The organism is Paenibacillus sp. FSL M8-0334 (assembly GCF_038000405.1).
In the GTDB taxonomy this organism is placed as follows: domain Bacteria; phylum Bacillota; class Bacilli; order Paenibacillales; family Paenibacillaceae; genus Paenibacillus_AQ; species Paenibacillus_AQ campinasensis.
In genome coordinates this window covers 1102998-1126021 of sequence record NZ_JBBOCH010000001.1, presented here as the reverse complement: position 1 = coordinate 1126021, position 23024 = coordinate 1102998, and the positions used below count along the sequence as shown (strand labels likewise).

General features: G+C 51.1%; 20 protein-coding genes and 1 riboswitch. Of the genes, 16 read left to right on the top strand and 4 right to left on the bottom strand.

Annotated features, from left to right (window positions below; translation table 11 throughout):
- Positions 1 to 207 precede the first annotated feature (207 nt).
- From MKX64_RS04945 to MKX64_RS04935, 3 genes are all read left to right on the top strand, one after another.
- Positions 208 to 2313 (top strand): RICIN domain-containing protein, encoded by a 2106-nt coding sequence (locus MKX64_RS04945; RefSeq protein WP_341035450.1) that lies wholly within the window; start codon positions 208 to 210, stop codon positions 2311 to 2313.
- 292 nt (positions 2314 to 2605) lie between these two features.
- Entirely contained in the window at positions 2606 to 3616 is a 1011-nt protein-coding gene (locus tag MKX64_RS04940) for a Gfo/Idh/MocA family protein (protein WP_330164000.1), read from the top strand.
- A gap of 280 nt (positions 3617 to 3896) precedes the next feature.
- Positions 3897 to 4544 (top strand): TVP38/TMEM64 family protein, encoded by a 648-nt coding sequence (locus tag MKX64_RS04935; protein ID WP_095397629.1) that lies wholly within the window; start codon positions 3897 to 3899, stop codon positions 4542 to 4544.
- 80 nt (positions 4545 to 4624) lie between these two features.
- Here MKX64_RS04935 and MKX64_RS04930 read toward each other — a convergent pair whose 3' ends face one another.
- Together MKX64_RS04930 and MKX64_RS04925 are read right to left on the bottom strand one after the other, a co-directional pair.
- Positions 4625 to 6316, bottom strand: coding sequence for a PH domain-containing protein (locus MKX64_RS04930; RefSeq protein ID WP_095265480.1), 1692 nt, complete (start codon positions 6314 to 6316; stop codon positions 4625 to 4627).
- Positions 6309 to 6791, bottom strand: coding sequence for a PH domain-containing protein (locus MKX64_RS04925; protein WP_341035449.1), 483 nt, complete (start codon positions 6789 to 6791; stop codon positions 6309 to 6311). The genes MKX64_RS04930 and MKX64_RS04925 overlap by 8 nt, the downstream gene beginning before the upstream one ends.
- 417 nt (positions 6792 to 7208) lie before the next feature.
- Here MKX64_RS04925 and MKX64_RS04920 point away from each other — a divergent pair, with 417 nt between their 5' ends.
- The gene (locus MKX64_RS04920) at positions 7209 to 7883 is read left to right on the top strand and encodes a pectate lyase (RefSeq protein ID WP_095265478.1); all 675 of its coding nucleotides are present in this window, start codon (positions 7209 to 7211) and stop codon (positions 7881 to 7883) included.
- Between the two features lie 166 nt (positions 7884 to 8049).
- On the opposite strand, the gene MKX64_RS04915 is transcribed toward MKX64_RS04920, so the two are convergent.
- Positions 8050 to 10314: a helix-turn-helix domain-containing protein gene (locus MKX64_RS04915; protein ID WP_155618306.1), complete on the bottom strand. Its 2265-nt coding sequence runs from the start codon at positions 10312 to 10314 to the stop codon at positions 8050 to 8052.
- A gap of 329 nt (positions 10315 to 10643) precedes the next feature.
- Here MKX64_RS04915 and alr point away from each other — a divergent pair, with 329 nt between their 5' ends.
- The 7 genes from alr (at position 10644) to MKX64_RS04880 (ending at position 16719) form a co-directional block, all read left to right on the top strand.
- Positions 10644 to 11927 carry an alanine racemase gene (gene alr, locus MKX64_RS04910; RefSeq protein ID WP_230875741.1) on the top strand — a complete coding sequence of 428 codons (1284 nt, stop codon included), beginning with the start codon at positions 10644 to 10646 and terminating at the stop codon, positions 11925 to 11927.
- On the top strand, positions 11893 to 12708 hold the full coding sequence (locus tag MKX64_RS04905) for a D-alanyl-D-alanine carboxypeptidase family protein (protein WP_095397626.1): 816 nt from the start codon (positions 11893 to 11895) through the stop codon (positions 12706 to 12708). The genes alr and MKX64_RS04905 overlap by 35 nt, the downstream gene beginning before the upstream one ends.
- 26 nt (positions 12709 to 12734) lie before the next feature.
- Positions 12735 to 13793: a D-alanine--D-serine ligase VanG gene (gene vanG, locus MKX64_RS04900; protein ID WP_155618307.1), complete on the top strand. Its 1059-nt coding sequence runs from the start codon at positions 12735 to 12737 to the stop codon at positions 13791 to 13793.
- Positions 13794 to 13992: 199 nt separating this feature from the next.
- A complete protein-coding gene (locus tag MKX64_RS04895; protein ID WP_341036247.1) occupies positions 13993 to 14307 on the top strand; it encodes a radical SAM protein in 315 nt (104 codons plus the stop codon).
- Positions 14308 to 14410: 103 nt separating this feature from the next.
- Entirely contained in the window at positions 14411 to 14572 is a 162-nt protein-coding gene (locus MKX64_RS04890) for a hypothetical protein (protein WP_155619094.1), read from the top strand.
- Between the two features lie 435 nt (positions 14573 to 15007).
- Positions 15008 to 15928 (top strand): ABC transporter ATP-binding protein, encoded by a 921-nt coding sequence (locus MKX64_RS04885; protein WP_095397623.1) that lies wholly within the window; start codon positions 15008 to 15010, stop codon positions 15926 to 15928.
- Between the two features lie 38 nt (positions 15929 to 15966).
- Positions 15967 to 16719 carry a hypothetical protein gene (locus MKX64_RS04880; RefSeq protein WP_095397622.1) on the top strand — a complete coding sequence of 251 codons (753 nt, stop codon included), beginning with the start codon at positions 15967 to 15969 and terminating at the stop codon, positions 16717 to 16719.
- Between the two features lie 108 nt (positions 16720 to 16827).
- Here the strand turns inward: MKX64_RS04880 and MKX64_RS04875 are convergent, their stop codons facing one another.
- Complete coding sequence (locus tag MKX64_RS04875) at positions 16828 to 16971, bottom strand: hypothetical protein (RefSeq protein WP_255222972.1); 144 nt, start codon at positions 16969 to 16971, stop codon at positions 16828 to 16830.
- 405 nt (positions 16972 to 17376) lie between these two features.
- Here MKX64_RS04875 and MKX64_RS04870 point away from each other — a divergent pair, with 405 nt between their 5' ends.
- The 5 genes from MKX64_RS04870 to MKX64_RS04850 all read left to right on the top strand — a co-directional run bounded on the left by MKX64_RS04870 (position 17377) and on the right by MKX64_RS04850 (position 22842).
- Positions 17377 to 18267 (top strand): ABC transporter permease, encoded by an 891-nt coding sequence (locus MKX64_RS04870; protein ID WP_413773643.1) that lies wholly within the window; start codon positions 17377 to 17379, stop codon positions 18265 to 18267.
- Positions 18268 to 18281: 14 nt separating this feature from the next.
- Positions 18282 to 19163, top strand: coding sequence for a carbohydrate ABC transporter permease (locus MKX64_RS04865; RefSeq protein WP_095265471.1), 882 nt, complete (start codon positions 18282 to 18284; stop codon positions 19161 to 19163).
- Between the two features lie 43 nt (positions 19164 to 19206).
- A complete protein-coding gene (locus MKX64_RS04860) occupies positions 19207 to 20823 on the top strand; it encodes an extracellular solute-binding protein (protein ID WP_095265470.1) in 1617 nt (538 codons plus the stop codon).
- Positions 20824 to 21057: 234 nt separating this feature from the next.
- Entirely contained in the window at positions 21058 to 21264 is a 207-nt protein-coding gene (locus MKX64_RS04855; RefSeq protein ID WP_095397620.1) for a hypothetical protein, read from the top strand.
- 272 nt (positions 21265 to 21536) lie between these two features.
- Positions 21537 to 21721: riboswitch (FMN riboswitch) on the top strand.
- A 140-nt stretch (positions 21722 to 21861) separates the two neighbouring features.
- Complete coding sequence (locus tag MKX64_RS04850) at positions 21862 to 22842, top strand: DMT family transporter (protein WP_095265468.1); 981 nt, start codon at positions 21862 to 21864, stop codon at positions 22840 to 22842.
- Positions 22843 to 23024: the final 182 nt, after the last annotated feature.

Genomic DNA, 23024 nt, shown 5'->3' with positions numbered 1-23024 from the left:
ATATAAAAATAATGGATGAAATGAGGTGGTTATTGTCTCTATTGCAGTGATGTCAGCTTAACTTCAGCTTTGAAAGCGCTTAATAATGAATACAGGGACGCCTGCGACCTAGCCAAAGCTATGATGCAAAGAAAGCATGATTCCGAAGGAAACAGGATTTCGAGAGACTAAGCATATTAGATTTCATGATGAAGGGAGTGTTCGATCATGCATCTGATTCACAATCTGTGGAGCAAGCTGGGCATTCTGGCTCTAGTATTTATATTTCTTGCGGTCAGTGTAAGCAGTGAAGGCGCATGGGGTGCCGCAAGCTCATCAACCACCTCTAATACGACGAGAGTAACGGTCCATGATCCATCCGTATACTACGATTCTTCAACGAACAGATATTATGTTTTCGGTTCCCACCTGGCCCAGGCGAGCAGTACGGATCTGAGAAACTGGTCGCCTGTCGGAACCCAGGGCTACACCAATCGCACCCTGTATGCGCCATCCACCTATGAAGGCTATTATTATATCAAGAATAAGAACAGCGGATTGTACCTGGATGTTGCCGACGGGGTGGCAGCCGACGGAACAAACATCCGACAATGGTCGTATAACGGCTCCGATGCGCAGAAGTTCAGAATTGTGCATCACAGCAACGGAGACTATTATATTCTGACAGCTAACTCTTCCTACCAGAGCAGCATTGATGTGAACAGCGGCTCCCCTGCCGATGGCACCAATATTGAGCAATGGACATACTGGGGCGGCCCTATGCAGCTGTTCCGAATCCAGCAGAACGAGGATGGAACGGTTTCTTTTCTGACCAAGGCCTCCAACTATGCTTCTGCACTGGACGTCGCGGATGGAAGCACAGCTGCGGGCGCCAATGTCCAGCAGTGGAACTATTGGGGCGGAGACATGCAAAGATGGAAGCTGATCAAGGCGGGAGGCACGGGCAATGCAGCCAGAAGCACGGGTGCGGCTCTGACCTCGGCACTTGCGCCATCGTTTGCGTGGGCAGGTTATAATGATCAGGACAGCTCGGGAGGCCACGCGGTATGGGCGCCTGATGTGACCTATAATCCATCTTATGTATGGGCCGATGGCTCCAGAGGAGCTTATATGCTGTATTACAGCACATCGTCAACCTATATCCGTTCCGCGATCGGATTTGGCGTATCCAAGTCCATCACAGGTCCATATGAATATATCGATACCATCGTTTATTCCGGTTTCACACGCACAAGCAACCCGATTACGACCACGTCACCGCTCGGGACGAAAACCGTGGATATTTGGGTTCAGAATACCAACATCCCGGATCTGATCGACAACGGTACCTTATCGGGAGTCCGCAGCGGCTGGTTCAATAACAACGGCGGTTATAACAATACGCTGTTCCCTAACGCCATCGATCCCGCTCTGACCTACGATACTTCCGGCAGGCTCTGGATGAGCTACGGGTCTTGGTCTGGCGGCATCTATATGCTGGAGCTTGATCCCGAAACAGGCAGACCATATTATCCGGGAACAGACAGCGGCAACACAGATCGTTACTTCGGCAAACGTATCGCCGGCGGTTACGGCAAAACCGGGGAGGCCCCTTATATCGTCTATGATGAGGACACAGGCTATTACTATCTGTATATCACATACGGCGGTCTGGCGAACCAAGGCGGTTATCACATCCGTCTATACCGCTCTAGAACAATTGACGGTCCGTATACAGACGCGGCAGGCAATCAGGCCGTGTATCCTTCCGCTTCCATCAATCAAGCGAATTACGGGATTAAATTGTTCGGCAATTACAATCTCTCGGGCATTCCGCTAGGTTATAAGTCGGGAGGTCATAACTCGGCGCTGATTGATACAGATGGCGCGCGGTATCTGGTTTACCATACCCGATTCAACAATGGAACGGAAATGCACGAGGTACGGGTGCATCAGCAATTCCTGAATGAGGATAACTGGCCTGTCACGGCGGTATATGAGTTTCTGGGAAGCCGCATCTCGGAGACGGGTTACAGCATGAACGAAATGGCTGGAACGTATCAATTCATCAATATGGGACTGGATGCCTCAACATCCGGGGTGGGCATGCTGCCTACCCGCAGCGTCACTTTAAATGCGAACGGCACCATCACGGGCGATGTAAGGGGAACATGGTCTCACACGCCGGGCACTTATTATTGCACCATGGTCATTAATGGTGTGACATACAAGGGTGTGTTCTTCAAGCAGAAGAATGAGCTCTCCAGCCATAACGAGGTTATGACCTTCTCGCTGATCGGAAGCAATAACGAGTCGATCTGGGGCTCGAAATAAACATCTGACAAGGCCCCCAGCGCAGTTCATGTGCTGGGGGCCTTGCCATGGGGTTTTCTATTAACCGGTGTGCGCTTAAAGTTTTATTAGAAGTTCCATTATGATGCGTTAGAATCTCGAAAATACGATATAATGAATCAAGACATCATGGATCGACATCGTTAATAGACGGGGCAGCGTCCGGTCTTGCACACCGTTTTCGGGAATCGCTTACAACAATGGGGACCCCGAACCTGCATCCGCTCTTTGGAGACAAACAATAACAAGCAGAACGAGAACCGTGGAGGAGACAATATTGAACAATTCGGGCAAGATTCGTTGGGGCATTATGGGGACAGGCTGGATTGCGGAGCAATTTGCCGCTGACCTGGCCTACACAGACAATGCGGAGCTGTTGGCCGTCGGTTCGCGTACATCGGATAGCGCTGGAGCATTTGCGGCAAAATTCAGCGTACCCCGTGCGTATGGAAGCTATGAGGAACTGGTACAGGATCAGGATGTGGATGCCGTCTATATTGCGACCCCGCATCCGCTGCACCGGGATAACGTCCTGCTGAGCCTGCGTGCAGGCAAGGCTGTCCTGTGCGAGAAGCCGTTCACCATCAATGGAGCGGAGCTGGAAGAGTTAATCAATGCTGCCCGGAAGGACAAGCTGTTCCTGATGGAAGCGATGTGGACACGCTTCCTGCCTCCGATCCGCCAGGTGCGGGAATGGCTGAAGGACGGCCGCATTGGAGAGGCGCGCTTGGTGAAAGCCGATTTCGGCTTCCGGAGCGGCTGGAACCCCGAAGGCCGGTTGCTGAATCTGGAGCTGGGCGGAGGCGCGCTGCTGGATGCCGGGATCTACCCGGTATCGTTTGCTTCGATGATCTTTGGGGCCGAGCCGGAGCAGATCCACAGCACCGCTCATATCGGGGAGACAGGCGTGGATGAGCAGTTCTCCGTCCTTCTCACCTATGAAGGCGGCAAGTCCGCGTCGCTCAACGGAGCGATCCGGCTTGGGCTTACCAATGAGGCGTATATTTTTGGCACTGAAGGCTATATCCACATCCCGTCCTTCCTCAATGCCACTTCGGCTTCGCTTCATGTCCAGGGAGAAGAGCCCGTTCACTTTAAGGATGATCGGAAGGAAAAGGGCTACGCCTTTGAAGCCTATGAGGTTGGCAAGTGTCTTCTTGAAGGCCGCCTTGAAAGTGATATCATTCCGCTGGACGAGTCGCTTGCGATTATGAAGCTGCTTGACCGGATTCGCGAGCCGTGGGGACTGAAATATCCTTCGGAATCGCAGGAAACAGCCATTTAGTTCAGGAGCATATCTACGGCGCCTACCGCTGACAACTGTCGCCGTTGTGATTGATTGCCAGAGAGCTACAAAGAGCCAGAGCTTTTGAAAGTTTTCCTGGGTTAGATACACCTAGCCCAGGGGAGCGTTCACTTCTAAGGCTCTTTTTTCTTTGCTTTTTAGGCTTGGGCCATCCTGCCGGATCAAATACTCGAGCATACTCCCTGGGCGCGTAGACTTTTTGTCCACCATCCTGGTCCATGCTACAATGGGGTTAACTTGATAACCGGAGCGTGTATATATGCTGAAGAAAGTAGGGATGGCAGCGGCCTATATTGCCATTGGCTGCCTGATCTATGTTTATGGAAGTGACATTTTGCAGTGGCTGCAGTCTGCGGATAACCTCGTACTCGTTACCTTGATGGCTACGGTCATGGCATTGTTTCCCGTCATCCCCTACCCGGTGGTGGGAGGGGTGATCGGAGCGGCGCTAGGGCCGATGGCTGGCGGGGTTGTCACCTGGGCCGGCTCCGCGATGGCCTCGATCCTGATGTTTGCATGGGTCAGGTATGGGTATGCGGAATGGGGGAGCCGTCTCCTGCATGGCCAGCATCGTCTGGGCAGAGTGACAGCCATGTTCGAGCGCAACGCATTCCTGGCGATTCTGTTCTCCCGATTAATCCCGGTCATTCCTTCGATCTTCATTAATGTGTACGCAGCGTTAAGCACAATGTCGTTCCTGTCCTACAGTGTAGCCTCGTCCCTTGGGAAAATTCCGGCGATGCTGCTGTTTGTGCTCGTGGGAGACAATCTGATGACCAATCCGTCGAACATTATCCTGACCGTAGGCATTTACGCTGTATTTCTTGGCGTGACACTGTGGATCTACAAGCTTGCCGGTTTCGGTCCACAGGCACGAGCCAAAGTTGAGCCAGAGCGGACGTCTTAACGAATTCATAAGTAACACGATAAATGCTATAGCCAATCCATGTAAAAATGCTCCTGATTCCGGCTGGCAGGTGGATGCCGTCATTCTGTAATGCTCTTCTCTTGCAGCTCCGCGGACGATCTTCTGGCATGGCTGCCGGGTTCGTACCAGCGCCATACCGCTTCGATGTGCTGCTGGTCCATTCCCCGCAGGCTTTCGCTGGCTTCACTGGAGAACATGTTAACCTTCATCGATAGAAGAGCCTTCCGCCGCTGCATGCGGGATGCGGATGCTTTGAGCGACACGATATGCGGGCGGCGCATATAGCGGGTTGACAGGGCGATAAACCGGCTGCGGATCGTCAGCTGCTTGCCCGTCAGATTCATGCCGGCATCCCGATGTGCGAGCATTCCCCACAGAACGGCAAGCGGCAGAAGCAGCAGGCTCCATAGGCCCGGAAGGCCGAAATAGGACAGACTGGCCGCAATGGCAGCTGAAGCAGCAACAAGCTTCCATACGAGGTACATCCACAGTGCTCTCCGAGGGGGAGAAGCGGTGATCGGATGTGCCTCGAACTGAGGGACGACGTTCCCCAGAAGTGCAGGAATCTCATCTTTCTTAAGCAAGGGATGCAGCATGAAAGTCTTGTCCTCGCTTGAAGTCAGCACATGCAATCGGACTTCGGCATAGCCGAACCAGCGGCGGATGACCCCTTCCTTTACCGTAACAGCCAGCACGCGCTCAGGGGAGAACAGCACTCTTTTTTTCTCTAGCAAGCCGCAGCTGACGGCAATTTGCCTTTCGATCTGCTCCACGGTAAACCCCGCATATTTCAGGGTGTACAGTAGACCCGACAACAGCCATGTCAGTGTCAGGGCAAAGATGATAACTATTATCCAGCTGCCATAGGACAGGCCTCCGGCAGATTGCAGGAGGGTGTCATACATCCAGTCCGGCAGCAGATTGTCAGCGAAGGAGATCAGACCGCCGATGAAAGCCACCGCCAGCGACAGATTGGGGGAGGTCAGGGCGGCTGTCAGCAGTTTTCCGTTAGAGAGCTGCATCAGAGTATGCCGGGACACTTCCTGGTCATGTGACTGCGAGGACGACCCTGATAGCTCTCCCGGACTGATCTGATCGGACGCCGCGTTACTCTGCTGGCCCGAGTCGGGGCCCACATCCGGTTGTACAGCACTTCCCGCCGGAATGCCGGCATCTGCATGTGGTACGGGGCCAGACGATGAAGCCGGCATGGAAACGGCGGCTGGATCGGTGTCATCCTCCGTCTGGTCCTCACTCTTGGTCTTGTAATGCGCTCCGGCCAGTCCGGTGCTCCCGGTCTGGGTTCGCTCGCGAAGCCACTTCTGGAGCAACTCCGCGGCATGACCCGATACGGCCGGGAGGACGCTTCCGTCATCCTTCTTGCCGGGCGTTTCGATCCTCACCTGCATGATGCCAAGCATGCGCTGCAGCAGCGGCTGCTCAATATTCATCGAGTGGATTCTTCCGGTATACAGCGACCGTTCATCGCGGAATAGCACGCCTCTTCGGATCACCATTCTGGAATCCTCCAACTGGTACGTAAATCGCTTCCACTGGAAATAGCCAAAGACGATGGCGAGCAGAACGACAGCCAGCACGCCGATGGCAATCCAGTTCCATGGCAGCTGCTCAAGCGGCCGTCCGCGAAGCAGCTGGATGCCAATCAGAATCCAGGCCGGGGCCAGCGATTTGAAGATGCTGACGAGCGGGAACAGGATGTACAGCTTGTGCAGGTGAGCCGGTTTATTCATCGTGCTCCACCACTTTCGCCAGTTCCCCTATCCGCTTCTTCAGCGCTTCCGCTTCCTCCAGCTTCAGCGCTTCGATGACATGGGTCGTTGCAGCCGTAACAACTTTAATTTTGGCAAGACCGTACTTGCGGAGCAGGGGGCCGCTTTCCAGCTCCACATGCTGGATGCGTGTCATCGGAACAAGCGTATCCGATAGCCAGAGCCATCCTGAGCGAAGTTCCAGCTGTTCATCTGTAACCATGAATCCAAAATGCTTGTATGTGAACGAAGGGATATACCAGGTGAACCAGAGGCTGGGCAGTGATAATCCAAGCACAATCCATCCAGGAATCAGCGTCCAGCCGATCCGGGAAGCGATAATCAAATAAACGACGGCTGCCAGCATGATCACACCTTCTCCGATCAGGCCTGCGATGCGTGAAGTTGTGACATAATCCGGGTGACAGCGATTCATGTGTTCCAGTCGATGATGCATAGGGGTTCCTCCTTGGTGATTAGACTGCCTGCCAGGTAACATTAAAGATTGATACGCCCTGCACAGCCGGTTGGTTTCATCTCTCCTGTTCATAAGCGATATCCATATCATATCAAACCCTGATTACATCAGGGTGAACATTCCCTAACGTTTTCCTTAACAACCGCAAGCCGATGATGAACAGATCGGATATCGACTGTAATTGAACGGATGATTTTCGCAGTTTTATGCAGAGAAGGTTTGTTTATCGCGACCATTTCTTATTCTGATATAATGATTATTCCTGTTATGGAATTATTTTGCTAATATGAGAACGGATTCATACGAGGTGCACATCGCTATGATATCCGCTTTAACTAGGAAGGGGCTGGTGGAGAACCGTACGAATCATCACCATAACGAAAGGATGGATGGATTATGAAGAAGTTGCTCGGTTTGATTTTGTCTGCAGCGCTGACGTTGTCTCTGTACGGTCTTGAGCCTCAGGTTGCGGAGGCGGCGCCGACGGTCGTTCATGAAACGATTCGTGTGCCTGCCGGTCAGACGTTTGACGGAAAAGGGCAGACCTATGTGGCTAATCCGAATACATTGGGGGACGGATCGCAGGCGGAGAATCAGAAGCCGATCTTTCGTCTGGAGGCTGGGGCAAGCCTGAAAAATGTAGTGATTGGCGCTCCTGCCGCTGACGGGGTGCACTGCTACGGGGATTGTACGATTACAAATGTCATCTGGGAGGATGTTGGTGAGGATGCGCTGACGCTTAAATCGTCCGGAACGGTGAACATCTCGGGCGGGGCAGCCTACAAGGCGTATGACAAGGTGTTCCAAATCAATGCAGCGGGGACGATCAACATTCGTAACTTCAGGGCCGATGACATCGGGAAGCTGGTTCGGCAGAACGGAGGCACCACCTACAAAGTGGTGATGAACGTGGAAAACTGCAACATTTCCAGAGTGAAGGATGCGATCCTGAGAACGGACAGCAGCACAAGCACAGGACGAATTGTGAATACCCGCTATTCTAACGTGCCAACATTGTTCAAAGGCTTTAAATCAGGCAATACCACCGCATCCGGAAATACGCAGTATTAAGCCTAAGCCTCAGGGGTAGACGAGGACACAAGAAGGAGCCGCCAAGGGCTGGTTTTCAGCCTTTGGCGGCTTTTTGGGTCTGGCCAGCTTCATATGCTCTCAGGAAGCGTTATGCCGGGAACACGCGGCAGGGCGAGGACGAGGACGAGGGCCATCCTGTCAGGCGTTAGCTGCCTGCGTGTGTAAGCGCCAGATGCTGTCTGCGGTAAGCGCCTGGCGTCATGCCGGTGGCTTTCTTAAACATCCTGTTGAAGGAGGTGATGTTCAGGTAGCCGACGCGCTGGCTGATTTCACTGACCGTAAGGTTGGTGCACGCCAGCAGCTCCTTGGCTTTGTTCATGCGGATGTTCAGCAGATGATCGCTGAAGTTCATGCCGGTCTTCTCCTTGATATACACGGACAGATAGGCGCTCGACAGATTCAGCCTGGCGGATAAATAATCAAGCGATATATCCTCCGCATACTGAGTGTGAAGGATATTCATGAACATGGCGATCAGCGGCTCGTCGCCGGTATCCTTCTTCTTGCGAATGAGGGCGCAGGCCGCTTCGATCAGCTGCCGGAAGACGCCGGCATAATCGTCCAGCGTCTGGCATTCCTGGAGCCGGCCGCTCCAATCCTTCAGCGTCCGGACCGAGGACTTGTCGATACGGGACATATCCACCAGCCCCAATATTTTGGAAGCAGCGGCATCGGCAAACATTCGGAATTGGTCGATGCCGGCCTCCTTTTTGTATAGCCCCTCGAGCGCCTGCTCGACAATCTGCCGCGAGCGTACGTCGCTCCCGGACTGGAGCGCTTCATGCAGGCCTTTTTCCTGGGCAGAGCTCAGGTGGACCGCCTCCGGCAGTGTCCGCAGCCCCATGATGAGCTGTGTCTCATCCAGCAATCTTGCTTGACCCGCCATCGTTTTTACTTGGCGATAGGCGCCGTTAAAGTCCGCCGAGCGGCTCACTTCAGCGCTGACCGCCATCGTCACCAGGAACACTTCCCTTTCCCGGTCTAACATAGCCCGGATCTCCTCCAGCATGGCCTCAAGCTTGCCAGCTTCCTCCCGCTTGTAGATCGATATGATTTCATTCTTCTCAATCTGGAAGGTATGGGATTTCGGCGAATGCTCTGCCGTAATCAGGTGGATATGCTCCAGAATATGGCGCACCGCCTGCTCCGATTGCAGCGGCAGTTCATAGGCCGGATTCATCCGAAACCGGATATCGTACAGCACGACGTTGAAGCTGCCGTCCTCCGACAGAAAGTCCACCCACTCGCTAATATCCGTATTGATGCTTTTCAATTGACTGATATAGGAGTAGCTGGTTAATACCGATTGTTGTTTGCTCATTTGTTCCCGAATTTCCTCCTTCTCGCGAAGCAGCTCCTGAATCCGGTCCTGGATCAGGTCGTATTCGGCGATGCCGCCGATGATTGGCGATGAAGCGGCAGACTTCCGGTCCAGCACCGTGGATAAAATATGCTTCACCGGCTTGTGCAGCCTGCGGCTCAGCAAATAGGAAGCCGTCAGAGCGATGCCGATGGACAGGAAGAACATCACAGTCAGCGCCCCGGTCAGGCGGCTCAGCTGGGAGGTCACATGGCTATACGGCACGGCGGACACAAAGACTAGCCCTTCCGGGAGCGGCTGTGCAAAATAATAGGTATTATCCTGCAGGACGACCTCGGGCTGGCCTGCACGAATGGAAGCCGGCATGCTGTCGGCCAGTAACCCCTGGCTGTACAGCAGCTGGCCTTCCTTATCCATAATCGCAAGCATGCGGTCTCCGGATTGGCCAAAGAACGATCCGGCTGCTTGCTCAATGTCCATAAGGGCAATGATGCTGTAGTAGCGGTCGGGATGTCTGTACACAAAGGGCAGCAGATTCTTTTCCGACAACTGATTGTTGATCTGGAACATAGATGCCGGGAACAGCTGGAACGTCTCGTTCTGATCCAGGCCCTGCCAGAAGCTGTACCCATATTCCGGACTGGCATAAGAGCGATTGAACATATACGAAGCGCTGCCGCTGCCGGACTTGCTGAGCACCACGTCATGCGCATGGAAATAAATGAGCGTGTCCTCGAGGTAAAACAGCGGGTTGTAAATATCGCTTCGCATCTGCCGAATCACTTGCAGCGCTTTTAAATAGTTGACATTATTCCCCGATTGGTGACGCAGCTCGTTATTGAACCCGATCAGCTCGGATTGGCTGGAAATATCCAGCATCAGCACCTGCAGCCGTCTGAACTGGTTGGAGAACCGCTCTGCCGTGTCGGTGACATCACGCTGGCTTGTTTTAATGATTTCCTGCTGCAAGCCTGTTTTAAATAGATGGAAGATAGCGGCATAAAACAGACCAAAAACGACGATGATGGACAGAAAACTAATGAAGATTTTAAAGAACAACGTCCGGCTCTTCTCTTTGATCCAATTCAAGGCAATCCTCCTTTGTATGCAGTATGGATTCCTCACATTATAAAGGAGGAGTATTAAGGGGCGGGTTGCCCGATGTTAATCCACCGTTAAAAATCATTAGTCATTATTTAAGATCATAGGACTTGATTTAGGAAATCCGCATACGCATAGAAAATTACTCTCTGCTTTCCGCCTTTGCATGGTTATCCCTTTTGTTCAGTGAGTGAGGGATTCTTACAAGATTGTTAGTTTGGCGTAAGTATGATCGATAGGAACTGGACAACCGGTTGGTTTAAGCTGAATACGAATTCGTAAATATTCTACAAGCACGTTCTCAGGAGGAGACAACGATGAGCAGTATACCGTTTCCTATATATTTCGAAGCATCGAATGCACATGCTGCTCCCTTCATCCGCCCTGGAAACGGAGCGAAGGAAGAGGGGCAGGAAAAACAACCCGTCCCGTGCGATACAGGAGATATGCTGATGTACCGTGACACTTGGGCCGAAATCGACTTAACACAAATTCGCCAGAACGTGGTGGCGATCCGCGAATTTCTGCCCCGTTCCACCAAGCTGATGGCGGTAGTGAAGGCAAACGGGTACGGTCACGGGGATATCCAAACAGCTAGGGAGGCCGTTCAGGCAGGAGCGGACTATTTAGCGGTTGCTTATATGGAAGAAGCCCTTCGTTTAAGGAAGGCCGGCCTGAAGCTGCCGATTCTTATATTGACTCCGATTCGTCCAGAGCTCACCCCGCTGGCTCTGAAGCATGATTTGATGCTTACCGTTACACGAGCCTCCTGGTTTCGGGAGATGCGGGCGTACAAGCCCGTCCATACCGGGGGGCAGCTGTATGTTCATATAAAAATGGACACCGGGCTCGGACGCATCGGAGTTCGAACGGTAGAGGAATGGAGAGACATGGTTCCGTGGCTGAATGCACCGGATATTGTGGTGGACGGGGTTTATACGCATTTTGCTACGGCCAGCCATGCAGACAGCAGTTATCTTGAGCTTCAAGTTCGGCGTTTTCAGGAAATGAAACGATGGAGCAGCAAGCTCCCCGTTAACCATTATCACTGCGCGGCAAGCGCGGCGGCGCTTCGTTTTCCGGAACTGTGCATGGACATGGTTCGCATCGGAGCCGCCATGTACGGCTATTATCCGAAACATCTGGTTACGGGCATCACCTTAAAGCCGGCACTCAGTCTGCACAGCCGATTAATGCACACGAAGAGGCTGAATCAAGGGGAATACCTAGGCTATGACAATGCCTATCAGGCCGGACAGGATCAATGGATCGGCACGATTCCGATCGGCTATGCCGATGGCTGGTCGCAAAGCATGCGGCATGCGGAAGTGCTGGTCGAAGGGCAACGGGCAAGAATAATCGGGAAAATCTCCATGGATCAAATTACGGTGGAGCTTCCAAAGGATGTTCCCGTGGGGACGAAAGTTACTCTGATTGGCAGCTCGGAGGAACAGAGCATCTCCATTCAGGAAATTGCCGATCGTATCGAGGTTGTGCCGCAGGAAATCTCGAGCTCCATCACGGAGCGAGTCACCAGAATTTACAGAAATCGTGGGGGGATTCCGAATGAAGCCATTCGAAGTGAGGCAGAAGCATTATAACATTCGCGCAAGCCACGAAGATATATTCAGAGGGGAGCTAGTATTGGTCAACCGGCAGCACCCAGTCAGACTCCCGGTACAAGCCGATCAACTTAGGTCTCTGGATGTCTACCCTTCTATTCATCAGCTAGACAAGGGAATGAGATTGGACAAGCAATGCCTGGAGCAGCTTTATGCGCTGCTGAAGGCTTGCGGAGGCATGGATGATATCCTTGCGGTCAGCGGTTATCGAACGAAAGAAGAACAGACCCGAATCTATAACGATTCTCTAATCGAACGGGGGGCCGACTATACGTCCCAATATGTAGCTTGGCCTGGTCACAGCGAGCACCAAACGGGACTTGCAATCGATGTCGGCAGGTTGAAATCCAAACTCGATTTTATCGCACCGACATTCCCGGACAGAGGGATATACAGGTCCTTCAGGGAACAAGCTGCGAATTACGGCTTTATTCTCCGGTATAAGAAGGAAAAGGAGTCGATCACTCAAATTTCCCATGAACCGTGGCACTTTCGATATGTAGGATACCCTCATTCCCGGATCATGGAGGAGAAGGATCTTTGTTTGGAGGAGTATATCGACTTCGTTCAGACATATCGGTATTCCGGGGAGCAGCTAACGCTGCGGGAAACGAACAGGACGACAAAGATTTATTACGTGCCGGCAGATAAGGGAGACGATACCGAGATTCCCATCCTGACAAACGACGCTTACAGCATATCCGGAAATAATCGGGACGGATTCATCATTACAACGATTTCCGAACATCCGAAACACTAACTTAAAGTTTAAGGAGGCAAATAACGATGGACAAAAAGACGATTGCGGTATTGTTCGGCGGCCGTTCCGGCGAGTACGACGTATCGTTGAACTCCGCCGCTGCGGTAATCGAGCATTTGGATCCCGCGAAATATGATCTTGTATTGATCGGAATTACACGGGAAGGGGCCTGGCTTGGATACGGCGGGAGCATCGAGGATATTCGCCAAGACCGCTGGCATATTCATCCTAGCTGCAGGCCGTCTTTTCTCTCCCCAAGCAGAGAGGTGCAGGGACTGGTAGAGCTTGTCGGAACGGAGTTCCGCGTCACGCCGGTGGATGTGGTATTTCCGGTCCTTCATGGCAAATACGGAGAGGATGGCACCCTGCAAGGATTATTGGAACTCTCGGGCATTCCGTTTGTGGGGTGCGGGATGTTGTCCTCCGCGTTATGCATGGACAAAGAGCTTGCGCATCAGCTGGTGCAAGCTGCGGGCATCGGTACGCCGAGCTCCTTTACGATGAATAAGAATGAAGACATAGAAGCGCGTCTGTCAGAAGCGCAAGCGCTGGGCTTCCCGCTCTTCGTCAAGCCGGCAAGGTCAGGTTCATCGCTCGGTATAACGAAGGTTAACAACATGGAGGAATTGGCGGCAGGTATCGAAACCGCCTTTGGCCACGACAACAAAGTAGTCATTGAGGAGAACATCGACGGCTTTGAGGTGGGGTGTGCGGTTCTGGGCAATTCAGATCCGCTGATTGGTGTTGTTGACGAGATTGAACTGCAAGGGAGCTTTTTTGATTATGCCGAGAAGTATACGCTGGCCCATTCCAAGATCCACTTGCCTGCCCGCATTGATGAGGAAACGGCGGACAGGGTCAAGGAGACGGCACGATCGATTTATAGAATACTGGGCTGTAGAGGATTGGCGCGGGTGGATATGTTCCTGGCTGACGACGGAAGAATTGTGTTTAACGAAGTCAATACGATACCGGGCTTCACATCGAGCTCCCGCTACCCAAGTATGCTCCAAGCCAGCGGGCTATCCTATTCCCATATTCTTGACAAGCTGCTGGAGCTCGCCGCTGCCGCGGACCGGGAATGACGGCTAGCATGAGCATCTCATCACGACGAACTCGATGGGCGGTCAGCAAGATGACATCCAAAAACTATGCAGCAATCGATCTTTCAGGGTTTGAATGAAGTTGTGAAAGGAATAAAACAAAACCGAACGAACAAGAAAGAGGCCGAGGCACCTCGGCTTTCAATCGGAACACGCCTTATATCGGCGTGTTCTTCCTTTTCTGTGTGCTCAATCACTGCATATCATTGGTGGAGAACCGTTGTTGCAGTGGGATCTTCTCTCTGTAATTCTTGCAGAGGCACGTCAACTCGGTTACCGTAATATCTTTATCTATACGAACTTAATGGACGTAGGAGAGCTGAACTGGGAAGAGTTGTCCGGTGCCAGCTTGGTTATCCATGCATCCTCCCATAATCAGGATTTAACCAATCGAATGATAGAAAACCGTCCTGACTTCTCAAATTTCTACGAAAATATGAATAAATTGAGAAAAACAGGAATTCCCTTCTGTTTTAATGTAGTATTAAATAAATAACTATATATTCGTGAGGAAATTGTAGACTACTATAAATATTTCAATTCATTGGGTATGCAGCTCAGCTTAATTCATGTAGACAGGCTTTAAAGGAGAGCTTGGTATGAACAATTTAATAATGATTTTAAGTATTGTGGCCATAGGCATACTAACTGTCTTTCTGAACAGGAAGGTCAAGAACAAAAGCAGGATGAGCATGATTCTGGCCATCGTTTTTGTCCTGTATATTGCAACATTTATGATTATTGGCATGTTCAAGAATTAATTGCGATGCCAATTCCGCTTATTACAGGCGAATTATGGCGGGGCTGTAGTATTACTGTTCTCCGGAATCATGATTTTGGGGAAAACGCTAACTTTAGGTGAGTATGTATCTTTCACAGGTTACCTTGCAAAAGTGCTGGGAAATGTTCAGGCTATGGCTGACTTTGGAGTAACTATAAATCCCATAATGGTAGCATTGATAGAGTAAGGGAGTATAAGGAGGATGAGGAGTTCTGGACAATATCCTTCCGAATGCTCTGCCGGAACAGCTCGTTCATTTGAGGGCATTGCTGGAGAAGTATCAGCTTCAACCATTTATCTCCGATTTTCCAAATGCATTGGATACGGAAATGGCCCATGGAGGGGCTAACCCTGGTGGGCAGCAGATACACATGAATATGTGACCCTTCGTGGTCATCCTTAGAGGGGGGAAATCATGGGATCACAGATCATTGAAACACGTGGATTAAATCTGAACCTGCAGGGAAACCATGTACTTAAAAATATTGACATTACTACGCACTCCGGGCAAATCTGTGCTTTGATTGGCGAGAACGGAGCGGGTAAAACGTCTACCATTCGCTGCATTGCAGGACTTTACCCTCCAACGACAGGGGCATGTACGATCTTTGGCGAGCCAGCGTATAACATGAGTCAGAAGAGCAGGAACCGTTTTGGTATCGTATTTGACGAGGGTGGATTGTACGGTGAAATGTCAGCTTGGGAGAATGTCCTGTTTTTTGCACGCCTCCGAGGTATGCAAAAAGAGAAAATTGCAGCACGATACAACGAGCTTGTGCAACATTTTGAGTTGAAAACTTCTTTGAAGGTGGGACGTTTTTCCAAAGGCATGAAGCAGAAGCTTATGATAATACGTGAATTATTGCACGAACCCGAGCTGCTTATTCTGGATGAGCCCTTCAACGGTCTTGATCCGGATTCCAAAATTTTTCTACGAGACAAACTCAGTGAAATCTGTTCGAAGCAGGGTACTTCAATCCTTATCAGCTCTCATGATTTATTTGATCTGGAGAAAATTGCTGATCAGGTTATTATGATACATCAAGGCCGCATTGTAGCAGATCAAGCACTTCAGGCGATCACTGGAATGACCCAACGTTACGTCGTTACTTGTGACAACCCGCAACTGGTGGTGAGTATTCTTCAGGATATTGATGGAATGACGGTTGTGAGTCATGATGAGCAGTCTGTAACATTTATGGTTGAATCGGAGGTTATTAAACAGCCGCTACAAATTCTACTGCAGCACGGCATAGAAATCCAGGAATTTTTCAAGGAAAAAAGCTCATTGGAGGACTTTTACAGAACAACCAAACAAGCCGCTGTACAAAACTAACGTGTAAAGTAATCTTTTTGGGGAAGGAGAGACTGTACTTGCTGCCGTTATTAAGAAAAGATGTGCAAACCCTCAATTGGAAAAGGTCATTGACCATGCAAATATTGATGTTTGGCATTTTCTTCGTGTTTACGATCGGTCAACTAGGGGAACTGGAAGCAAGTCTGGGTTTGACGATCGATGGTCTTGTTCCACTGTTGCACAAGTTGAATGAGACCCGGGAACATCGTGTCATGTTTACCAATTCATTGATTGCTGTTGGTCTCCTGTCTTCTGCATTGGTGTTTGCATTGTATGTCGGTATACCTCATGTCTTACAGTTCTTCACGAAAGAAAAAGCTGAAAAGAACCTGAGTTTTCTGCTTGCGGTAGTGTCCAAACCCGGTAAAATCATGCTTGCAGTGTGGTTGTTTGCCCTGATCCGCGTTGTAGCTATGGCAATCATGAATGGTGTTCTAATTTGGTTTGTATTTACTCTGTTAGGGTTTAGGTCTGCGTGGTCAACGAGTCTTTTCTCTTCTGGTCTGACCATTGTTTTATGCATAGCTGCATTTTTGTATATGGCTAATGCGATTGTTTGGGCTACCAACGGAAGTGAAACTGTACTGAAAATATTTAGAATTTTCATTCTGGTGGGCATTGTCGCAGCATTTCCTGCGGTGAACTATCTTCGGATGGATTTCAGCTTTCTGGACTTCCGTTATGCTGCATACAGTGGAATGATCTGTATCGTGACAGCGTTCCTGTCCCATTTTCTGATGAGATTGTTTAAGGTTGAAAAGGTCGTCTAGTGGGTAAATTCTATCTGCATCGAAGTATATAAACGATATTTAGGTTATGTCAGAAATCCCCCAGAGGAAAGCCGCTTACGAGCGATACCTCCGGGGGATTTTGTTTACTCACTGGGGCTGTGATGAACACAGACAGAATTCCCAGCAGCAGTCGTGCGCTGAAATTGTCAAAATAACGATCACCTTCATTTTAAACACCGCCCCTCGTTCAATGTAACGTGCAAATGCAACTGTGCTTAGAAAAGCGAGTATGCCGATCAGCAGGATGATGCCCCCCCTGATTGAAAAGGATAAGTATTAAGATGTCGGTTGCCCGATGTTAATCCTCCGTTAAAAATCATTAGTCATTATTTAAGATATTAGGACTTGATTTAGCAAATCCGGCTAACCCCTCCGCGATCCAATCCAGTGAATCATATCAAAAGAATGGTCAATAGTCCTCGGCGCATCTCTCGATTATGATGCAGACGTGGACAAGCTCACGGCGATGGCTAGGGCCAGCAAGAGAGCTGATCGTCCATCTGAACACATAAAGTCGCACATCGCAGGCTTAGGCTGAAAAAAGGGGGAATGCCGATTTTGGAACAGCGGATCGAGCGCGTGGAATCGTTAACCCATCATCGTACGAAGAAGACGATACGCTGGCGAAGGCAGGCCATGCACATGCGAAGGAACTGGCAGCTGTACGTGCTGTTCGCTCCGGTACTGCTGTACTTCATTGTCTTTCATTATGTGCCGATGTATGGCGTGCAGATTGCATTCAGAGACTTCATTGCGACCAAAGGCATCTTGGACAGCCCGTGGGTGGGGCTCAAGCATTTTGAACGTTTTTTTGACAGCTATTATTTCTGGCGGATTCTTCGCAACACGCTGGGCATCGGATTGTACGAGCTGGCCGTCGGGTTTCCGATCCCGATTATTCTGGCGCTGATGATCAATGAGGTGCGAAACAGCAAGTTTCGGAGAATGGTGCAGACGGTGACGTATGCTCCGCATTTTCTGTCCACGGTTGTAATGGTCGGTATGATTATGATGTTTCTGTCGCCGGTCAGCGGCCTGGTGAATCAGGTAATCGCCGCTTTCGGCGGGGAGCCTATTTCCTTCATGACAGAGCCGTCCTGGTTCAAGAGCATCTATGTCTGGTCCGGCGTGTGGCAGGGCATGGGCTGGAGCTCGATCATCTATTTGGCGGCGCTGGCGGGCATCGATCCCCAACTGCATGAAGCGGCGAAGGTCGACGGGGCCAGCTGGCTGCGGCGTATATGGCATATTAATTTGCCGGGCATCATGCCGACGATTGTTATTTTGCTTATTTTGAATATCGGATCGATTCTTGGCGTCGGGTTTGAGAAGGTGTTTCTAATGCAAAATTCACTGAACATGGAAGCATCTGACGTCATCTCGACCAATGTGTACCGAAGCGGCATTCTTGGGGCGCAGTACAGCTACTCCGCTGCCGTTGGGCTGTTCAACTCGGTTGTCAACTTCATTCTGCTGATCTCGGTGAACCGGATTGCACGCAAGGTCAGCTCAAGCAGCTTATGGTAAGGAGGAATGGACGGATGCCTCAAAGCCGAAGTGAACGGATAGCCAGCGTGGCGATCTATTGTATACTGACGGTGATCACCCTTCTGGTGTTGTATCCTTTATATTTTGTGCTGATTGCTTCCTTCAGCGCGCCGGAGACGGTCATGCGCGGGGAAGTATGGCTGTGGCCCAAGGAGTGGTCGTTTGTCGGTTATGAGCGGCTGTTCGCCAATTCGGAGATTGGACGCGGCTTCCTGAACACCTTGCTGTATACGGCGGCGGGGACGTCTTTAAATCTGGTCATGACAATCGCAGCGGCTTACCCGCTGTCGCGAGCGGATTTCACGGGGCGCGGCGTATTCACCTTGATCATCGTGTTCACGATGTTCTTCAGCGGCGGCATGATTCCGAACTACCTGCTCATCAAGGAACTCGGCATGCTGGATAGTTTCTGGGTGATGATTATCCCGACCGCTGTGTCCGTATGGAACATCCTCATCATGAGGACGTTCTTCCAAAGCTCGATTCCGAAGGAGCTGCAGGAGGCGGCGTTTATTGACGGATGCTCGAATATGCGGGTGCTGCTGCGGATTGTGCTTCCGCTGTCCGGTCCGATTTTGGCGGTGATGGTGCTCTTCTATGCCGTCGGGCACTGGAACTCGTACTTCAATGCCATGATTTACTTGTCGAGTCGCGACAATTATCCGCTTCAGCTGTTCCTGCGGGAGATTCTGGTGCAGGGGCAGATGCAGGAGATGGTGGACATCAGCGACGATTCCCTGGCGCGAAGCCTGATGGATGCGGAGGCGATCAAGTATGCGGCTGTTATTGTAACCAACCTGCCGATGCTGATGCTGTACCCGTTCCTGCAGAAGTATTTTGTGAAAGGTGTCATGATTGGTTCGATTAAAGGTTGACGCATAGATTCATAAAATGAAGAAATATGGGAGGACAACAACAATGTCACGGAAAAAATGGGTTTCGGCCGCGTTAGCGTTAGTACTTGGTACAGGACTTCTGGCAGGCTGCGGCGGCAGCTCGGAGAGCGCGCCGGAGGAGAGCGGCGAACAGCCTAACCTTCTGAACGAGACGGGCATGCCGATTGTGAATGAGCCGATATCGCTCCGCTTCTTCACAGGCAAATCGCCGACCAACGGCAGCAAGTTCGAGGAAACGCTGGTGTGGAAAACCTATAAGGAAATGACCAATATTGATGTGACCTTCGATCTGGTACCGTTTGAGACGCTGACGGAGAAGCGGAATCTGGCACTGGCCGGTGGAGATTATCCCGATGTATTCTACTCGGCCCGGATCGGTTCTTCAGATCTGATGCGCTATGGAGAGCAAGGGGTGTTCATTCCGTTGAACGATCTGATTGATCAATATGCGCCCAACTTCAAGAAGCTGATGGAGGAATATCCGGATATCCGTAAAGGGCTGACGATGCCGGACGGCAACATCTATTCCATGCCATCGTTCTATGATCCGGCGCTGCTGTCAATGCTGGTGGGAACACCGCTGTGGGTGAACCAGGAATGGCTGGACCAGCTTGGGATGAAGGAACCGGAGACGATCGAGGAGTTCTACCAATATTTGAAGGCGGTAAAAGAAACGGATCTGAACGGCAACGGCGTCCATGATGAGGTTCCGTTCAGCGCAACCGGCATCACCGGACTCATCGATCATTTGAAGGGATCATGGGGACTTGGGACCAGCGGTCTTGGCCATAAATTCGTGGATGTGGACCCGGACACGGGCAAGCTTCGCTTCACGAAGACGCAGCCGGAGTACAAGGAAATGCTGGAGTTTGTCAACAAGCTGTATACCGAGGGTCTGCTGGACAAGGAGATCTTCACCATTGAAGGCGGCGCGCTGAACGCTAAAGGCCAGGAGGGTCTGCTTGGCTCGACCATCGTGCCGAATCCGGAAACGGTGATGGGCCGCACGGAGTATATCGGTCTTGGCGCACTGAAAGGGCCGCATGGCGACCAGTTGTATTCCCATGTGAAGGTGCCGATGGTGCATGTTGGCGCGTTTGCGATCACCGATAAGAACCCGCATCCGGAAGCGACCGTTCGCTGGATGGATTACTTCTATGGGGATGAGGGTGCACAGTTCTACTTCATGGGCAAGGAAGGCGAGACCTTTACTACAACGGCTAACGGCGAGCTGGAGTATGTGGACGAGATCACCAATAACCCGGACGGGCTGACTCAGGATCAGGCGATGGCCAAATACTTCACTTGGCTGGGCGGCAGCTATCCAGGCCTCGTGCGCGAGAACTGGTTCAAGGGCTCCGAGACGCTTCCGAGTGCGATGGAGGCGGCTGCCAAGGCAGAGCCGTATGCCGTTAAGGACATTCTGTACAACTTCAACTTCACGAATGAAGAGAATGAAATTATGTCGTCGATCGGTAAGGATATTCAGGACTACGTGAATGAGATGGAGGCCAAGTTCGTGAACGGCTCCGCTTCCTTCAGCCAGTGGGAAGAATATGTGAACACGATCAACCGGATGGGGCTGGAGGAGTATATGCGCGTATATCAGACGGCATATGATCGTTACCAGGGTGAATAAGATGTAACAGACACTAATACGTCGCAATCAGCCCGCAGCACAGCGGCTCGCGCAAGGATATCCTTGTGTGAGCCGCTTGTTTGCGTTTTACCAGGGAAGAGAGGATTAGATGGTGAAATTTCCCATATGAAATGGTACAATTCAACCAAGCGCTGCAACAGGAGCATCGTTGATAATGATTACAGACGCAGCCGCCTGTTCATTAAAGGGTCAAGCTAAGGAGGCTGGGGTTATATGGAGCCGAGGACCACGTACAAGCGGAGTTTCAAAAAGCGGTTCGGATGGCTATTCAAATCGATAAGAAATTACGGCCATTATTCGAAAACCGAGTTAGCGGTTGCGGTGCTGTTCATCGCGATCCTTGTCGTGTGGGGCATTTTTGTGTTGCGCTGGTTTGTGCTGATTATCATAGCAACGATGAGGCATTTTGGTTTAGTTTAAAATATAGATACTGTGATCAGAACATCATTCATTTAAATTACTTAAAATTATTTAAATGAATAGTAGAAACTTTTATATATTTGCTATATAATTCTCAGTATCGTGGTTAAGCGGTGTAGTGGATGTGGATGTCTGCGCCGTTTCCATTGGTCGATTCACTTGTTATGAAAAAAAATGTATTTCCATGAAAGCATTCATGGTATAATACATGTAGGTAAGTAAGCTTATAGGAATTATAAGTAAATTGAAGCTTATAAAAATAAAACATGAATATGGATCTTCGGGGTATGGTGAAATTCCTGACCGGCGGTGATGGTTTCGTATGCCAGTTGTTTCTGTCATAAGAAGCCTAAGCCCGCGACTCGCTATGGTTGTGCACTTTTGTGCATGGAGATTAGCGACTGATTTGGTGAAAATCCAAAGCCGACGGTTAAAGTCCGGATGGGAGAAGATCAAGTTACGGTTTGCATGCGAAGCGGCTTTCTGTCGCCATCATGCAGGCTTATTTGATCAACCCCCGATTGTCGGCCATGTGCCGATGACGGGGGTTTTCTGCTAGTAGTAAGACCTCCGTATTCAGGACAAGGAGATAGCAAGATGGAGAACGCAAGTACAACCGTGCCTGTACAATCGTATAATTCGGGAAGCGGTGAGCAAGTCAAAAGCCAATTTCGGGGAGGATTCTGGCTGGTCGTGCTCGGAGCCGCGCTATGGGGCGCCGATCCGTTATTTCGGGTCATTCTGCTGAATAATCTGACCTCGGCCCAGATCGTTCTGTTGGAGCATGTCATCATTTCTTTTATAGCGATACCGATCATTTGGAAAAATCGCAAGGAATTCAAGCTGCTTGGCTGGCGCCATGTCGGGGCGCTGCTGTTCATCTCATGGGGTGGCTCGGCGCTGGCCACCGTGCTGTTCACCATGGGACTGACCAGCGGCAATCTGAACGCAGTGCTCTTGCTGCAGAAGCTGCAGCCGCTGTTTGCCATCATTCTTGCAGCGCTGCTGCTGAAGGAGAAGCTTCCTCGCCACTTTGCCTGGATGCTGCTGATTGCGCTGACGGGGACCTACATGCTTACTTTCGGCTTTGCGGTGCCGATCGGGCACTGGAATGAATTCGTGCAGGTCGGCAGCCTGCTCTCTCTGGCAGCGGCCGCGCTGTGGGGCGGATCTACCGTGATGGGACGGCTGATGGTTGGCAAGCTGAAGTACGAGACGGTGACTTCACTGCGCTTTGTGCTGGCGCTGCCGCTGCTGCTTGTCATTACGGCGAGCGAGGGAGCCGCATGGAATCTGCCGGCGGTGAACACCGTCGCCTTCGGGGCTGTGGCGCTCAATTTGCTGGGGCAGGCGCTGCTGCCGGGGCTGCTCAGTCTGCTCGTGTACTATAAAGGCTTGACGACAACCAAGGCTTCTGTGGCTACCCTGGCGGAACTGAGCTTTCCGATGGCGGGCGTGCTCATCAACTGGATGGTGTTCGGTGAGGTTGTCACAGGCGCCCAGATGCTTGGGTTCCTGCTGATCTGGGGCGTGCTGTTTGCCATTTCCCTGCAATCCAAGCCTTCCGTTGCGAATTGAATATGAAGATGGGCGGGCCGCGAGACGGATCTCGTGCGCGCCTGTCATGACTGCCGAGCCAATCCGGGTTCCAACCCGGGGGCTCGGCTTTTTGCATGGGGGGCTTTTTTTTACATAATTCGCCGAAAATTTTGAGGCTCTGTTAACAATCGCTCCTTACACTTGAGAATGATGGATTCCAA

Excerpts from the sequence above, each read along its gene's own strand:
- MKX64_RS04945 (WP_341035450.1), top strand. The coding sequence starts at position 208 with ATGCATCTGATTCACAATCTGTGGAGCAAGCTGGGCATTCTGGCTCTA.
- MKX64_RS04935 (WP_095397629.1), top strand. The coding sequence starts at position 3,897 with ATGCTGAAGAAAGTAGGGATGGCAGCGGCCTATATTGCCATTGGCTGC.
- MKX64_RS04930 (WP_095265480.1), bottom strand. The coding sequence starts at position 6,316 with ATGAATAAACCGGCTCACCTGCACAAGCTGTACATCCTGTTCCCGCTC.
- MKX64_RS04925 (WP_341035449.1), bottom strand. The coding sequence starts at position 6,791 with ATGCATCATCGACTGGAACACATGAATCGCTGTCACCCGGATTATGTC.
- MKX64_RS04920 (WP_095265478.1), top strand. The coding sequence starts at position 7,209 with ATGAAGAAGTTGCTCGGTTTGATTTTGTCTGCAGCGCTGACGTTGTCT.
- alr (WP_230875741.1), top strand. The coding sequence starts at position 10,644 with ATGAGCAGTATACCGTTTCCTATATATTTCGAAGCATCGAATGCACAT.
- MKX64_RS04905 (WP_095397626.1), top strand. The coding sequence starts at position 11,893 with ATGAAGCCATTCGAAGTGAGGCAGAAGCATTATAACATTCGCGCAAGC.
- vanG (WP_155618307.1), top strand. The coding sequence starts at position 12,735 with ATGGACAAAAAGACGATTGCGGTATTGTTCGGCGGCCGTTCCGGCGAG.
- MKX64_RS04890 (WP_155619094.1), top strand. The coding sequence starts at position 14,411 with ATGAACAATTTAATAATGATTTTAAGTATTGTGGCCATAGGCATACTA.
- MKX64_RS04885 (WP_095397623.1), top strand. The coding sequence starts at position 15,008 with ATGGGATCACAGATCATTGAAACACGTGGATTAAATCTGAACCTGCAG.
- MKX64_RS04870 (WP_413773643.1), top strand. The coding sequence starts at position 17,377 with ATGCACATGCGAAGGAACTGGCAGCTGTACGTGCTGTTCGCTCCGGTA.
- MKX64_RS04865 (WP_095265471.1), top strand. The coding sequence starts at position 18,282 with ATGCCTCAAAGCCGAAGTGAACGGATAGCCAGCGTGGCGATCTATTGT.
- MKX64_RS04860 (WP_095265470.1), top strand. The coding sequence starts at position 19,207 with ATGTCACGGAAAAAATGGGTTTCGGCCGCGTTAGCGTTAGTACTTGGT.
- MKX64_RS04855 (WP_095397620.1), top strand. The coding sequence starts at position 21,058 with ATGGAGCCGAGGACCACGTACAAGCGGAGTTTCAAAAAGCGGTTCGGA.
- MKX64_RS04850 (WP_095265468.1), top strand. The coding sequence starts at position 21,862 with ATGGAGAACGCAAGTACAACCGTGCCTGTACAATCGTATAATTCGGGA.